The 14,420-nt window shown below is 69.1% G+C and carries 12 protein-coding genes; 9 read left to right on the top strand and 3 right to left on the bottom strand.

Annotation, left to right across the window (positions count from 1 at the left end; all coding sequences use genetic code 11):
* The coding region (locus ACW9TB_RS37385; protein ID WP_472752850.1) for an alpha-glucosidase C-terminal domain-containing protein at positions 1 to 518 on the top strand (518 nt) is incomplete at its 5' end.
* A gap of 4 nt (positions 519 to 522) precedes the next feature.
* The gene (locus ACW9TB_RS37380; protein WP_472752849.1) at positions 523 to 1,836 is read left to right on the top strand and encodes a maltokinase N-terminal cap-like domain-containing protein; all 1,314 of its coding nucleotides are present in this window, start codon (positions 523 to 525) and stop codon (positions 1,834 to 1,836) included.
* 16 nt (positions 1,837 to 1,852) lie between these two features.
* Here ACW9TB_RS37380 and ACW9TB_RS37375 read toward each other — a convergent pair whose 3' ends face one another.
* Positions 1,853 to 2,470: a fasciclin domain-containing protein gene (locus ACW9TB_RS37375; protein ID WP_472752848.1), complete on the bottom strand. Its 618-nt coding sequence runs from the start codon at positions 2,468 to 2,470 to the stop codon at positions 1,853 to 1,855.
* A gap of 270 nt (positions 2,471 to 2,740) precedes the next feature.
* Positions 2,741 to 4,117, bottom strand: a complete 1,377-nt coding sequence (locus tag ACW9TB_RS37370) for an FAD-binding oxidoreductase (RefSeq protein ID WP_472752847.1) — start codon at positions 4,115 to 4,117, stop codon at positions 2,741 to 2,743.
* A 381-nt stretch (positions 4,118 to 4,498) separates the two neighbouring features.
* Between ACW9TB_RS37370 and ACW9TB_RS37365 the strand changes: the two genes are divergently transcribed.
* The 3 genes from ACW9TB_RS37365 (at position 4,499) to ACW9TB_RS37355 (ending at position 7,927) form a co-directional block, all read left to right on the top strand.
* Positions 4,499 to 5,617, top strand: coding sequence for a helix-turn-helix transcriptional regulator (locus ACW9TB_RS37365; protein ID WP_472752846.1), 1,119 nt, complete (start codon positions 4,499 to 4,501; stop codon positions 5,615 to 5,617).
* A 271-nt stretch (positions 5,618 to 5,888) separates the two neighbouring features.
* Positions 5,889 to 7,331, top strand: a complete 1,443-nt coding sequence (locus ACW9TB_RS37360) for an AAA family ATPase (RefSeq protein WP_472752845.1) — start codon at positions 5,889 to 5,891, stop codon at positions 7,329 to 7,331.
* A complete protein-coding gene (locus tag ACW9TB_RS37355) occupies positions 7,328 to 7,927 on the top strand; it encodes an RloB family protein (protein ID WP_472752844.1) in 600 nt (199 codons plus the stop codon). The genes ACW9TB_RS37360 and ACW9TB_RS37355 overlap by 4 nt, the downstream gene beginning before the upstream one ends.
* Positions 7,928 to 8,071: 144 nt before the next feature.
* Here the strand turns inward: ACW9TB_RS37355 and ACW9TB_RS37350 are convergent, their stop codons facing one another.
* Complete coding sequence (locus ACW9TB_RS37350) at positions 8,072 to 8,656, bottom strand: CHRD domain-containing protein (protein ID WP_472752843.1); 585 nt, start codon at positions 8,654 to 8,656, stop codon at positions 8,072 to 8,074.
* Positions 8,657 to 9,057: 401 nt separating this feature from the next.
* On the opposite strand from ACW9TB_RS37350, the gene ACW9TB_RS37345 reads away from it, so the two are divergent.
* The 4 genes from ACW9TB_RS37345 to ACW9TB_RS37330 all read left to right on the top strand — a co-directional run bounded on the left by ACW9TB_RS37345 (position 9,058) and on the right by ACW9TB_RS37330 (position 14,317).
* Positions 9,058 to 10,395: a xylan 1,4-beta-xylosidase gene (locus ACW9TB_RS37345; protein ID WP_472752842.1), complete on the top strand. Its 1,338-nt coding sequence runs from the start codon at positions 9,058 to 9,060 to the stop codon at positions 10,393 to 10,395.
* A 484-nt stretch (positions 10,396 to 10,879) separates the two neighbouring features.
* Positions 10,880 to 12,175: an extracellular catalytic domain type 1 short-chain-length polyhydroxyalkanoate depolymerase gene (locus ACW9TB_RS37340; RefSeq protein WP_472752841.1), complete on the top strand. Its 1,296-nt coding sequence runs from the start codon at positions 10,880 to 10,882 to the stop codon at positions 12,173 to 12,175.
* 102 nt (positions 12,176 to 12,277) lie between these two features.
* Positions 12,278 to 13,684 carry a M6 family metalloprotease domain-containing protein gene (locus tag ACW9TB_RS37335; RefSeq protein ID WP_472752840.1) on the top strand — a complete coding sequence of 469 codons (1,407 nt, stop codon included), beginning with the start codon at positions 12,278 to 12,280 and terminating at the stop codon, positions 13,682 to 13,684.
* Positions 13,685 to 13,813: 129 nt separating this feature from the next.
* Complete coding sequence (locus ACW9TB_RS37330) at positions 13,814 to 14,317, top strand: GNAT family N-acetyltransferase (RefSeq protein ID WP_472752839.1); 504 nt, start codon at positions 13,814 to 13,816, stop codon at positions 14,315 to 14,317.
* Positions 14,318 to 14,420: the final 103 nt, after the last annotated feature.

Genomic DNA, 14,420 nt, shown 5'->3' with positions numbered 1-14,420 from the left:
AGATCGGCATGGGCGACAACATCTGGCTCGGCGACCGCGACGGCGTCCGCACCCCCATGCAATGGAGCCCCGACCGCAACGCGGGATTCTCCGACTGCGACCCCGGGCGCCTGTACCTCCCGGTCATCATGGACCCGATCTACGGCTACCAGGCGCTCAACGTCGAGGCACAGCAGCGCAGCGCGGGATCGCTGCTGCACTGGACCAAGCGGATGATCGACATCCGCAAGCGTCACCCGGTCTTCGGCCTCGGCGAGTTCACCGAGCTGAACTCGTCCAACCCGAGCGTCCTCGCCTTCGTGCGCGAGCTCGGCGACGACCGGATGCTGTGCGTCAACAACCTGTCGCGGTTCCCGCAGCCGGTGGAGCTTGACCTGCGCCGTTTCGAGGGAACCGTCCCGGTGGAGACGATGGGCGGAGTTCCTTTCCCACCGATTGGCGAACTTCCGTATCTTTTGACTCTTCCTGGGCATGGGTTCTACTGGTTCACCCTGCCACCCGCATCCCAGGAGGCGTAAAGCCGTGTTGACGGAGCTCCTTACCGGTTGGATCGCCCATCAACGATGGTTCGCCGGTAAGGGGCGCCCGATCGACGACCTTGTCGTCGACTCGGACGTGGAGCTGTCACCACGCCTGCGCCACCTGATCATCTCCGTTCACCAGTCCGGAGCGCGCGACCGCTACCAGTTGCTGCTCGGCAGCGAGGCGCCGGAGTGGGCCCGCTTCAAACCGGCCCACATCGGCGGCGGCTACTACGACGCCGCCTACGACGCCGACCTCACCGCCGCCCTGCTCGAAGGCATGGCCGAGGGACGCGACCTCGGCACGCTCCGCTTCCGCCACCTCGACGGGGTGGAGATCGACACCTCCAAACGCAGCCTGGTCCTCGGCGCCGAGCAGTCCAACACCTCCCTGGTGTACGGCGAGACCTACATCTGCAAGCTGTTCCGCCGCCTGACCGCCGGGGTGAACCCCGAGCTGGAGATCGTCACCGCCCTGGCCCGCCGCGACGGCACGCACATCGCCCAGCCGTACGGCTGGATCGAGACCGACCTCGACGGCGAGACCACCACGCTGGCGATGACCCAGGCGTTCCTGTCGAACGCGAACGACGGCTGGGCCCTCGCCCTGGCCAGCGTCCGCGACCTGTACGGCTCCCTCGAACCGTCGGCCTCCGACGCGGGCGGCGACTTCAGCTCCGAGGCCTACCGCCTCGGGGTGACCACCGCCACGGTCCACCAGGAGATGGCCGCCGCCTTCCCGACCGACGTGATCGAGTCGCAGGAGGTCAAGCGGATGGTCGAGGAGTTCCACCGCCGCCTGGCCGTCGCGGTGCGGGAGGTGCCCGGCCTCGGCGAGCACGCCCACGTCGCCGAGGAGGCCTACCAGCGGGTCTCCGACGTGGCCGGGGAGATGCCCGTCCAGCGCGTCCACGGCGACTACCACCTCGGCCAGGTGATGCGCACCACCAACGACTGGATCATCCTCGACTTCGAGGGCGAGCCGGGCCAGCCCATCGCCGAGCGCCGCGCGCTGTCCTCCCCGCTGCGCGACGTGGCCGGGATGCTGCGGTCCTTCGACTACGCCGCCCGCCACCTGCTGGCCGACCACTCCAACGCCGACGAGCTGCGCCCCCGCGCGGTCGAGTGGGCCGAGCTCAACCGTTCCTCCTTCCTCGCGGGCTACTCCGCCGGAGGAGGCCGCCTCCGCGCCGAGGACGCCGTCCTGCTGCGCGCCCTGGAGCTCGACAAGGCCGCCTACGAGGTGGTGTACGAGTCCCGCAACCGGCCGACCTGGCTGCACATCCCGATGGCGGCGTTCCAGCTGGGCCGTTGACGGGGAGCCACCGGACTCACTTCGAGTGCGGCAGCAGCACCTTGTCGATGATGTAGACGGTGGCGTTCCTGGTGGGGATGCCACCGCAGAGCACCTTGGCCCTGCCGGAGACGACGTAGTTCTGGCCCGAGCCCTTGACGGTGATCTGGCCGCCCTGCAGGGTCTTCAGCGGCGTGCCGACCAGTTGGGACGGGGTCCTCGCGCCTTGGACCACGTGGTAGGCCAGAAGCTTGGTCAGCTGCGTCCTGTCCCCCAGCACTCTCTTGAGCGTGGCCGACGGGAGCTGGTTGAAGGCGGCGTTGCTGGGAGCGAAGATCGTGATGTCCTTGGCCCGGTAGAGCTTGCCGGTCAGCCCGGTCTCCTTCAGGGCGGTGTTCAGGGTGGACAGCTGAGGGGTGTTGGCCACCAGGGTGGTGACCCGTTCCTTGAGCGCGCTGCGGAGGCTGCCCTTGCCGGACGACGGCAGGATCGAGCAGCCGGGGCCGATCGGCTTGCCCGCCGAGGGGAACGACAGGTGGCCCGAGACCGACGACGAGGGTGTCAGGGCGGGGGCGGAGGCCGCCGCCCCCGCGACGGCGGGAAGCGCGCTCAGCATCAGCACGCTCAGCCCCGAGACGAGAAACTGTTTCTTCATGGCGACCTCCTGTTTCGGATGGGTGAGCCGGCCGGGCATCTGTCCCAGCGGCTCATGCCGCCCGTCCCCAGACCCCCTTCCCCCCAATTCACCACCTATCTGACATATAGCCATTAATGCCAAAAACTAGATCAAAATGGTTGATAGTGTGACATAAATACATACGAACCTTGGTCTTCGCCGGGCACCGTGAGGCGGGTCGGCACACAGAGTGGTCAAACAATGACTCAAGGTGACCCTGTGGATTTATCGCCGCCGGACCCGCAGCGGCTAGCCCGCCGGGGTGACGGGGTGGTTGGCCTGGATCAGGTCGGCGGGGTCGTAGGCGGCCTTGATCCTCTGCAGTCTGATGTGGGTCTCAAGGCCGTCGAACCTCGGCCCGGAGCGTTCGGTGAAGTTGCGGTAGGAGCTCTCGGCCCTCCAGGGGGCGAGGGCGGCGCTCAGCGCGTCGAGGGTGACGTGCACGGCCGCCGCCGCGCCCGCGTCCGGGGTGATCCCGCCGGAGAACACCGCGATCGCGGCGTCCATGCCGGAGACCGCGCCGCCTCCCGGCCGCCCGGGGGCGAGCGCCCCGCCGAGATGGCGCAGCTCGATGGTGAGCAGCGGGACGTCCACCTCCGGGCCCGCGACGCGCAGCAGGGCCTCCAGGGCCTCGGGCGGGAACCCCGCCAGCTGGAGACCGTCGCCGGTGACCGGGGTCGGTTCCTGCGGGTCCATGTGCAGCGCGCCGAGCTCGGTGACCGGGGTCGGGCGGACGGTGTCCATCTCGGGGCCGAGCGCGCGCAGCGGGGCGAGCAGGAGATCGGCCGTGGCGGGGTCCAGCAGGCACGCCGCCTCGACGGCGACGAAGGAGCGCCCGCGAAGCGGCTCGGGGATCTGCGGGATCGGGGGGAGCCGCAGCAGCCTGCCCAGCGAGGTCACCGTCTCCGGCACCGACCCGGCCCACTCCCACCAGGCGCCCAGGACGTCGGCGGCGCGCTCGATCGGCCACAGCAACATGCCCGCGTGGACCTCGGTGATCGGGAACAGCCGGAACTCCAGGGCGGTGACCACGCCGAAGCTGCCCCCGCCGCCACGGATGGCCCAGAACAGGGCGGCGTCGCGCGTCGCGTCGATCGTGCGCGGCTCGCCGTCGGCGGTGACGATGTCCGCCGACAGCACGTGGTTGGCCGCCAGGCCGTACGAGCGGGCGAACCACGACAGCCCGCCGCCGAGGGTGTACCCGACGACCCCGACGTCCGGGGCCGAGCCGGCCAGCCCGGTCAGGCCGTGGGGGGCCGCCGCCGCGGTGACGTCCGCCCACAGCGCGCCGGCCTCGACCCTGGCGACCATGCGCTCGGCGTCGATCTCGACCCCTCGCATCGCCGACGTACGCAACAGGATCGTCCTGTCGAGCGGTCCGAGGGGGGCGGCGTTGTGCCCGGTCGCCTGCGGGGCGACCCGCAGGCCGAGCCTGGCCGCCGTCTCGACGGTGGCCACGACGTCGCGCGCGGAGGCCGCCATCACGACGGCGAGGGGCCGCTGGTCGACGGCGAGCTGCCAGGCGGCCCGCGCCGCGTCCCAGCCGGGCAGGGAGGGGTGAACCAGGGTGCCGTCGAGAGCGCCTTCGAGTTCGTCGAGGCCCATCGCGGGTGCCGAGGAAGACATGATAAAAACTCTCCGTTTTGAGTGGATTTAAGGTGATTTACAGCACAGATCCCGCGCCGCGAACGTGCCGATCGGGCACGGGAGGCCGTACCGGCACGCCGTCGCGGGCGCGTCCGGGACACCGGCCGTCCCGACCGCGCGGAGGACTCTGCGGAGGACTCCGCGGAGGGCGGGAGGCCGTACGGGCGTGCCGGTCCGGGGCGCCGGTCGTCATGACCGTGTGGCCCGTTGTCCATCAGCCTGGCCGGGGCCGTACGCCCCGCGCATCCCCCGGAACGCCGGTCCGCGCGCTCCGGGGTCCCTCATTCGGGGGAGGCGCGCCGTCGCTTCCGTGTGAAAGCATCGCCGCATGAAGATGTCCGCCGAACGGCCCGTCGCCGTATGACGATGTCCACCGAACGGCCCGGGGAGCGCCGCGAATCCGGTGCGGCGGGTCGCGGCGGTGAGCTGTTCGCCTCGGCGTCGGAGCGCCTGCGGCGGGTGATGCCCTTCGACGCGGCGGCGTGGTTCGGCACCGACCCCACCACGATGCTGCCCATCTCACCGCTCCGGGTCGAGAACATCGAGCCCGATCACTGCGAGGGCTACTGGCGCCGGGAGTACGGCACCGAGGACGTCCTGCTGTTCCGCGACGTCGCGCGCAGCCGTGGCGGCGGTGGCACCCTGGGCCTGGCCACCGGCGGCTGCCCCGAGCGCAGCATCCGCTACCGCGAGTTCATGCGGCCCCAGGGGTACGGCGACAACCTGCGCGCGGCGTTCCGGATCGGCGAGCGCACCTGGGGTGTGGTGGATCTGTTCCGCGACAGCGGCAGGCGGCCGTTCACCGAGCGCGATGTCAGGCAGGTCGTCGCGATGGGCCCGGAGCTGGCCCTCGGGCTGGCCGAGCTCGCCATCGCGACGACCGGAGGCGAGCCGCCGGTCACCGCCGAGGCGCCCGGCACGGCGCTGTTCGACGAGTCCGGGCGGATCATCTCACTGGACGTCCACGCCGAACGGTGGCTGGACGAGCTCACAGGGCCCCACTGGGACCGTCCGCAGACCCCGCTGCCGATGGCCACCGTGCAGTCGGTCGTGGCCCGCGCCCGATCGGTCGCGGCCGGTCGCGACCCCGGCCCGGCCGCCGCCCGGCTGCGGGGCGGTTCGGGCCGCTGGCTCGTGGTGCACGCCTCGTGCCTGCGTACCCCCGGCGGTGAGCCCGGTCCGGTGGCGGTGGTCCTCGAACCGGCGAACTCCGCGCAGATCGCCCCGATCATCGTCGAGGCGTACTGCCTGACCCCGCGCGAGCAGCAGATCACCCAGTGCGTCGCACGCGGCCTGTCGACCGCCGACATCGCCACGGAACTGCACCTGTCCGCCCACACGGTGCGCCACCACCTCAAGGCGATCTTCACCAAGTTCGGCATCACCAGCCGGGGCGAGCTGGTCGCCAAACTGTTCGCCGAGCACTACGGCCCCCTGATGCACGCCCCGGACGCCGACCTGGAGCACGTCTACAGCTGAAACGGCGCTTGCCAGGTGTCCCGCCGGGTTTCACAGGGTCCCCGCCTCGTCTCGCCTTCCCCCGAAACCACGGCCCCGCGAGACACCCCGCCCGACGGCTGCCTGGAAAGAGATCCTGATCCACAGACCTTGACGGTCGCTCCCAGGGGTCCGGTTGGTCCACCATCCCCGACCACCCGGCAAAATCGTGGACCCGCCGGTGGCCCTTCTCTCATTCCCTCTCATTCCACCGAGAGCGTCCTCGCCGCCACCCAGAACCTCAACGATCTTCGTGGACAGCGTCGGCGACACGATGTATAACTGCAGGCAGGACACAGTTTCAACGCTGGAAATGCTCAAGATTGCCTCTGGTGGACCTGAAAGTGTACGTAGGAGGCTGGAAGGACATCTGATGCTCCTACGATTCCGGGTGACGAACCATCGCAGCATCCGCGACACCGCCGAGCTGTCGCTGGTCAGCAGCGGCTTCAGCGGCGCCAGACCCGCCGATCAGGACTGGATCGCGGCGACGACTCGCGTGGCGGGGATATACGGCGCGAACGCCTCCGGAAAGTCGACGCTTCTCGAAGCGCTGGGGTTCATGACGACAGCCGTCACCTACTCCGCGACGGCCTGGGGCAGCAGGGACCGTTTTCCCTACCAGCCCTTCACCTTGAACGCCGACTCCAGGAGGCAGACCTCCCAGTACGAGCTCGACCTCGTTCTCAACGGAGTGCGCTTCACCTACGGCTTCGAGTCGTCGGCGGCGGGCATCCACCGGGAATGGCTCTACAGTTACCCGACCGGGCGAAAGCGGATGCTCTTCGAGCGCAACGGGCCCGATGGTGACGACATGGAGTTCGGGCGCTCGCTTCTCGGAGAGAACACGCGCATCGCCCGCCTGCTCCGCCCCACGGGCCTTTACCTTTCGACCGCCGCCAACAGCAACCACAAGGTGCTGGGTGACATCCACCGCTGGATCGCGCGCCGCGTACGACATGCCGAGTACACCGAGACCGATCGCCGTGCGCGCATCACCTGGGCGCGCAACATCATGGAGAACGAGAACGTGCTGTCCCAGGCGGTGGGCCTGCTCAAGTTCGCCGACCTGGGAATCACCGGCATGGTTCTTGAGGAGGAAGACCTCGATGAGCACATCATCGAGATCATAAGAAATACCTTTGACAGTATCGCGGCCTCGGAAGGCCCGTCCCGCTCCGATCCCGATGTGGAGAGAATTCTCAGCACGCTGAAGAAAAAGATCAGATTCACGCATTCAGGAGCGGACCCGGAAAGGCCGTTTCTCCTGTCGCTGGAGGAGGAGAGCAGCGGGACCGTCGCGTGGCTCGCCCTCGGCGTACCCGCGCTCCTGGCCTTGCGAGACGGGAACGTCATGACCGTGGACGAGCTCGACGCCAGCCTTCACCCACGCCTCGCCGCCGCGCTCGTAGGGATGTTCAAGGATCCCGAGCTGAATGCGAAAGGCGCACAACTGATATTCACGTCGCACGAGACCAGCCTGCTCGGCAACATGCCGGGAATCGACCTCTCGAAGGACGAGATCTGGTTCACGGAGAAAGCCGCCGACGGTGCGACGGAACTGTTCTCCCTGGCCGAGTTTCCCGTGCGACCGGCCGACAACTTCGAGAGACGCTACCTTCAGGGCCGATACGGCGCCGTTCCCATGGTCTCGCCGGAAGAACTTCGAGGTGTCGTGCTGCGGGACGCGCGGTGAGTGGACGACGCTCACGTGGATCAAGCGACCTACGACGACGCCGTAATACGAAGCAAGAGAAACCACGCATCCTCATCGTCACCGAGGGCGCCAATACGGAACCCCAGTACTTCGAGGGGTTGACCAAGGCACTCCGGGCGACCGGTGTCGAGGTGTACAGGCTGCACGTGAAAGGCATCGGCCGAGATCCGGAGAGGGTCGTGAAGAAGGCCGTCGCCATCTCGTCGGAGGCCGCTTCCGGCGAAGAGTACGAACACGTGTGGTGCGTGGTCGATGTGGACGATCACGAAACGCTCGGAGCGGCGCTTTCCGAGGCCAGGCGCAGATCCATCAGGGTCGCCGTCAGCAACCCCTGTTTCGAGGTGTGGCTGCTCTGGCACTTCACGGACCATCGCCCACACATCAACCAGGCCGCTCTGAGGAGGAAGCTGAAGGATTTCGGCGTCCACGACAAGAACCTCCCGGCCGGTTTCCCGTACGGCGACCACGCGACGGCGGCGGCACGCGCCGAGGTGTGCGGTACGAGTGACGACTACGCCGTCCCCGCCAACCCATCCAGTTCGGTGTACAAACTGACTCGGCTGCTCAGCCGGTAGATATCCGTCTGGGTCCATCGGCGACCGCCACGGCGCGTCAAAGAGGTCTGGGGCCGGGGTGGTTCGAGGCCGGTTGGCGGGGTCGAACCTCCGGGCATGGACCGGAAGCCGGCGGGCCGGCGTCCGGTCGCCCGGACGAAGGAGCTACCAGCGGCTGCCCTTGGTGAGCTGGCCGCGGACGGCGCCGTCGGGGAACTGCTTGGTGTGCAGGTTGGCGTACCAGCCCTTCGGGTTGCTCTTGATGCGGTTGAGCAGGCCCGAGTCCTTGACGACGACGGAGCCGAAGCTCGTGTTGCCGCGGATCCTGCCGTTGGACAGCAGGTCGATGACGACGGGGCCGTTCGTGCCCGCCTTGCCCTTGTGGATGTGGAAGGCGCTGGGCTTGGCGGTCCTCTTCCACTGGACGAAGTAGTAGAAGCGGTTCCCGTGGATGCGGAACTTCGCGACCGCGATGCCGTCCCGGTCGTTGACCTTCTTGCCCGGTTCCGGCACCTCGTTCCTGCCCAGGAGCCCGGCGGCGAAGTAGTACTTCTTGGCCTGAACAGTCTGAACGGCCTGGACCACCTGAACGGCCTGGACGGTCGCCTCGCCGGTGGTGGCGGTCGCCGCCCCGGCGGGTACCGCCAGCGCACCGGCGGCCAGTGCCACCGTCGCCGCGCCCACCGCCGCGCGGCCTATCACACGCCGCCAGGAGGTACGCCCGCCACCGGCCTGTTCGAAAGCACTCATATTGATCTCCACCTTGATTCCGCCGTGTCACTCTTTTCGGACACCGCAGACCCTAGGGAGTCAGCCGCCGGTGTTATGCGTATAAATCCACACAAGGGTTGAGTGTGCGAAAGGCCACATAATGCGCTCCAAGTCCCTTGGGTGACCCGGCGCCCCCGTACCCGCCGACCGGACGGCCGTCGTGCCGGGTGGCCCGCGCGTCGCGGCGCACACCCACCGGCCCCCGCAACACCGGAGGATGTTTTCGCAGGTCGGCCGTAACACTTACCTGTGAACCGCGTTCCTGTACGACGCTCTTACACCGCCTGTGGAACGCTCAGCGCAAAGCGAACGCTGAGGATCGGGTGGGTGCGCAGGTGTCATCAGGTAGCGGGGGATCCGCGAGGCGGCGTCCCGGTCGGGTGAGCGCCCCGATGGCGGGGGTCGTCGCGATGGCACTGGTGGCGGCGGGCTGTTCCTCCGGCGACACCGCCGACCAGGCGGTCCCCGTCGTACGGCAGTCCGCGGCCGCCTCACCGGCGGCGCCGGGCAGCGCGATCCAGAAGGCACCGGCGGTCGACCCCGCGTGGCCCCGCTGGGGGTTCACCCACACCGGGGTGAGCGCCAACAACGTCACCCAGGAGTTCGAGCAGGTCGTGGCCGGGGCCCTCGCCGGAACCCCGATGCTGCAGAACCAGCACATCATGGGGTTCGGCGCGCTCAACCCCCAGCCCCGCCCTGGAGAGTTCTACTGGGAGGACCTCGACAGCCGGACGAACCTCATGAGGAAGTCCGGCGGCACCCAGGTCATGACGCTCTGCTGCGCCCCCGACTGGATGAAGGGCGGCCCCGAGGGCCCGACCTCGGACGTGGGCTGGGACGAGCACCTGGAGGACGCCCCCTACCCCAAGCACTTCGACGACTTCGCCAAGCTGTCGGCGGCCGTCGCCACCAAGTACCGCGACGTCAAGTACTTCATGGTCTGGAACGAGTTCAAGGGCTTCTGGAAGGACCACTCCAAGCCCGCGGACTTCAAGGGGTACACCACGCTCTACAACAAGGTCTACGACGCGGTGAAGGCGGCCAGGCCCGACGCCATGGTCGGCGGGCCCTACCTCGGCTTCGACAGCAACAAGACGGGCAAGTCCGAGCTGCGGGGGCCGTGGGGGGTCGTCAACCAGAACGCGCTGGACGCCTTCGAGTACTGGTTCAAGAACAAGAAGGGCGCCGACTTCGTCGTGGTCGACGGCGCCTCGCTGACCGACGCCCACGAGATGCTGCCCGACGCGTTCGGGGCGCTGGGCAAGTTCAGCGCGGTCACCACCTGGCTGCGCGAAAGGACCGGTGACATGCCGGTCTGGTGGTCGGAGTGGTACTTCGTCCCCGAGGACAAGACCACGTGGCCCGAGCCGATGCGGCTCGCCGTCCAGGCCGTCTCGATGATCGAGTTCGCCAGGAGCGGCGCCGCCACGGCGCTGTACTGGAATCCGCAGGCCAAGGAGGGCGCCTGCCAGGGGTGCATGTGGGACCCGAAGACCGGGGCCATGCTTCCCACCGGCAAGCTGGTGAGCGACTTCACCACGTGGTTCCCGGCCGGAGCCGAGCTGGAGGAGGTCACCTCCTCCGATCCCGGTGTCCAGGTGCTCGCGCAGCCCCGGCGGCTGGTGATGGTCAACACCACCAGGGCGGAGGTCACCACGACCGTGGACGGCCGGGAGTTCAACCTCCGGCCCTACGAGATCAGATGGAGCGACCGCTGACCTCCCGGCGGCCCCTCGGCGGCGCCAGGCCGCCCCGGCGCGGGTGACCGGGACGGTGCGTGTCGGACGGCCCGACACAACGTCGGAGCGGACCGTGCGTCCCCCGGGTTCCCGATGGCCTCGCTGTCCCGTCCCCTCCGGGAGGACACCGACCGCGCCTTCAGGGAACCCGGAGGATGGAAAGTTTCACCGGAGAGCGCCGGGGACGACTGCGCCGCTTTCGGCACCGAAGATGTTTCCCACCTGGGAGGAAACCCCGTGGAGAGGAAGACGCGCGCCGGACGTGCACCCGTACTCTCACTCCGGTGATTGAAAATTTCGGCTAATAAATTTAACTTTCGGCGACAAGCGTGAGGTGTCGAACGCCGGGGCCACCGGGGTCAGGGGGCTCCGGCGTCCGGCCGTAGCCGAGAGGAGATCGACGATGTCCGACAGCGATGTTCCACGCCGGACCTGGACGGGGGCGGGGCCGGGGAGCGGTCGGATGAGAACGGCCCTGCGCGTAATGTGCGCGGCCCTTCCCCTCCTGCTCGGCCTGGCGCTGACAACCTCGGCAGCGTCCTCAGCGTCCTCCGCCGCCCTGGTGGAGGTCACCGGTTTCGGGACGAATCCCAGCAATCTCAGGATGCACATCTACGTCCCGGATCGGGTGGCGCCCCGTCCCGCCGTCCTGCTGGCGGTGCACTACTGCACCGGTTCCGGCCCGGCCTTCCACTCCGGCACGCAGTTCGCCTCGCTGGCCGACCAGTACGGGTTCATCGTGATCTACCCGTCGGCCACCCGCAGCGGGAGTTGTTTCGACGTCTCCTCCCCCGAGGCGCTCAGGCGCGGCGGCGGGAGCGACCCGGTCGGGCTCATGTCCATGGTGACCTACGCCCAGCAGCGCCACAACGCGGACCCGTCGCGGGTCTACGTGACCGGCGCCTCCTCCGGCGCGATGATGACCGAGGTCCTGCTGGGCCTGTATCCGGACGTGTTCAAGGCCGGGGCGGCCTTCATGGGCGTGCCCTTCGGCTGCTTCGCCAGCTCCTCCGGGTGGAACAGCGAGTGCGCCAACGGCACGATCGTCAGAACCCCCCAGGAGTGGGGCAACCTGGTACGGGCCGCCTATCCCGGATACACCGGCGCCCGGCCCCGCGTCCAGCTGTGGCACGGCACCGAGGACTCCACCCTGCGGTATCCGAACCTGGGCGAGGCGGTCAAGCAGTGGACCAACGTCCACGGCCTGAGCCAGACGCCGACCTCCACCGACACCCCCCGGGCGGGCTGGAACCGCAGCCGCTACGCCGACTCCGCGGGCACCGTCAAGGTCGAGTCGTACAGCCTGCCGGGGGTCGGGCACAACCTGCCGCAGAGCGGGATGGCCGAGTCCGCGATCCAGTTCTTCGGCCTGGACACCCCCGGCCCCACACCCACCCCCACTCCTACGCCCACCCCGACCCCGACCCCCACACCCACGCCCGGCCCCTCCTCCTGCCGGGTCACCTACAGCGCCAGCAGCTGGAACAACGGCTTCACCGCCAACCTGTCCGTCACCAACACCGGCACCTCGGCGATCAACGGCTGGGAGCTGAGATTCACCTTCCCCGGCAACCAGCGGGTCACCCAGGGCTGGAGTGCCACCTGGTCGCAGTCCGGACAGGTCGTGACCGGCCGCAACGCCTCCTACAACGGCACCCTGAACCCCGGGCAGTCCGCCGGAGTCGGCTTCAACGGCTCCTACAGCGGCACCAACACCGCCCCGGGCTCGTTCACCCTCAACGGCTCGACCTGCGGCTGACCCTCCGGGACCGGCAGTCGGTTACCGGCTGAGTAGGGATACTCACGACATGAATCCCCGTCCGTCCTACCTTCACAGGAAGGACGGACGATGGGGGACATCATGCACCTCGTTCCACTGGCGCCAGACGCGCTGGACACACTCGAAGCCCGCTTCCACGAGCTGAGAACCGCCGGGATCCTGCCCGAGCACCTGACGTTCGAGGACTACTACGCGGTGTGGCGCTCCGAGCGGCGCGGACCGCGCGCGACGGGTCTGGACGACGGCACCGTCATCCCGCACGCCCCCGACGCGAGTCTGATCAACCGGCCGCCCAAGAAGCTCAAGGGTGTCATCAGGACCCTGGTGCTGCTGGTCGACTTCGACGACCGGCCGCACGATCCGGCTCACGACGCGGAGCACTTCGAGCGGCTGCTGTTCGGCACCCAGCCGGGCAGCATGCGCGACTTCTACCGGAAGGTCAGCGGCTTCGGACCCGGCCCCGACACGCGGGGCATCGACGTGCGGGGCGAGGTGTTCGGCTGGTTCCGGCTGCCGCGGACGCTGGCCTTCTACGCCAACGACAAGTCGGGGATGGACGAGCTGAACTTCCCGCGCAACGCCCAGGGCATGGCGCGCGACGCCGTACTCGCCGCCCTGGAGGCGGGTGTCGACTTCGACCCCTCCTACGACGTGCTCGACGAGAACCGGGTCACCGCGCTGTTCGTCGTGCACGCGGGTCCGGGCGCCGAGACCTTCTCCGACGCCGCCGGGCTGCGGTTCATCTGGAGCCTGAAGTGGACCGTCGGCGACCAGCCGGTCACGGTCGGGCCCGGGCTGCAGGTGAGCACCTTCCTCACCGTGCCCGAGAACTGCAACGTCGGCGTCTGCGCCCACGAGTGGGGGCACCTGGCGGCGCGCTGGGCCGACTACTACGACACCGACCGGGCGCAGACCGGCGCCAAGTCCCACGGGCTGGGCAACTTCTGCCTGATGGCGGCGGGATCGTGGGGCGACAACGGCGTCACGCCCGTCTTCCCGACCGGCATGCTGCGCATGTTCCACGACTGGGTCACCCCGCGCCTGGTCACCGAGACCACCCACGGCATCACGCTCCGGCCCGCGGCCGAGGGCGGTGACTTCGTCGTCGTCCACAACGACCGGACGATGAAGGACACGCAGTACGTCGTCGTCGAGTACCGCCGCCAGCGGGGTCAGGACGAGTTCCTGCCCGACCAGGGCGTCGCGGTCTACGTCGTGGACGAGGCCGTTCCCAGTGTCGACGACGAACGGCGCCTGGCGATCGAGCTGATGCAGGCCGACGGCCGTCGCCAGCTCGCCAGGCCGGGCAGCCTGGGCAACCGGGGCGACGCCGACGACCTCTACCCCTCCCAGGGCAACGCGCGCATCGGCAGGGACACCTCACCGGCGCTGAACCTGCCCGGGGGCGGATGGACGGGGGTGACCATCGAGATCTCCGGCACACCGGGCGACGAGGAGATGACGATCGACGTCGACGTCGCCCAGTGACCATGCCGGGCGTTCCGCGTGGCCGTGTGGCTGTGACCACCGCGGGGCCGACACCCCCTCGGATCGAGGCGGCGTCCGAGCAAGCGGGCGTTCAGCGGGTGCCAAGGCGGGCGTGCCAGGATGGCCCGCATGCCGTTCCTACCGAGAACCCACGAGATTCCCGCGGGCGTGAAGCACGAGAGGTTCCACATCCGGCCCATCACGATTCACGACGCGGTGCGCGACTTCGACGCCGTGATGAGCAGCGCGGCCCCGCTGCGGAAGCGCTTCCCGCTGTGGGGCGGCTGGCCGCACGACGCCATGACGCTGGAGGAGAACCTGATCGACCTGGCCTGGCACCAGAAGGAGGCCCAGCTACGCAGGTCGTTCAACTACGCGGTCATGAGTCCCGACGGGTCCCGCCTGCTCGGGTGCGTCTACGTCGATCCCCCGGAGAAGCGGGGGGCCGACGCCGACGTCTCGTTCTGGGTACGGGCCGACGAGGAGGGCACGGGCCTGGAGGAGGAGCTGGAGCCGGTGGTCCGCGCCTGGCTGGACGAGGCGTGGCCGTACACCTCGGTGCGCTGGCCGGGCAGGGGAATCTCCTGGGAGGAGTGGGACCTCCTGCCGGACGTACTTCGAGCGGACGGGTGAGGTGCTCCCGGACCAGCAGGCGGGCAAGCGGGAAGGTGACGGGCGGGTCCCGCGGTGGGGGCCGGTGCCCTCACCGTGAGCGGCGACCGCCGGTCGATGGACC

It is taken from the genome of Streptosporangium sp. H13245 (genome assembly GCF_055690525.1).
This window is presented reverse-complemented; position numbering and strand designations above follow the sequence as displayed.

Coding starts and splice junctions, on each gene's coding strand:
- ACW9TB_RS37375 (WP_472752848.1), bottom strand. CDS start 2,470: ATGAAGAAACAGTTTCTCGTCTCGGGGCTGAGCGTGCTGATGCTGAGC.
- ACW9TB_RS37370 (WP_472752847.1), bottom strand. CDS start 4,117: ATGTCTTCCTCGGCACCCGCGATGGGCCTCGACGAACTCGAAGGCGCT.
- ACW9TB_RS37365 (WP_472752846.1), top strand. CDS start 4,499: ATGACGATGTCCACCGAACGGCCCGGGGAGCGCCGCGAATCCGGTGCG.
- ACW9TB_RS37350 (WP_472752843.1), bottom strand. CDS start 8,656: ATGAGTGCTTTCGAACAGGCCGGTGGCGGGCGTACCTCCTGGCGGCGT.
- ACW9TB_RS37340 (WP_472752841.1), top strand. CDS start 10,880: ATGAGAACGGCCCTGCGCGTAATGTGCGCGGCCCTTCCCCTCCTGCTC.
- ACW9TB_RS37335 (WP_472752840.1), top strand. CDS start 12,278: ATGCACCTCGTTCCACTGGCGCCAGACGCGCTGGACACACTCGAAGCC.
- ACW9TB_RS37330 (WP_472752839.1), top strand. CDS start 13,814: ATGCCGTTCCTACCGAGAACCCACGAGATTCCCGCGGGCGTGAAGCAC.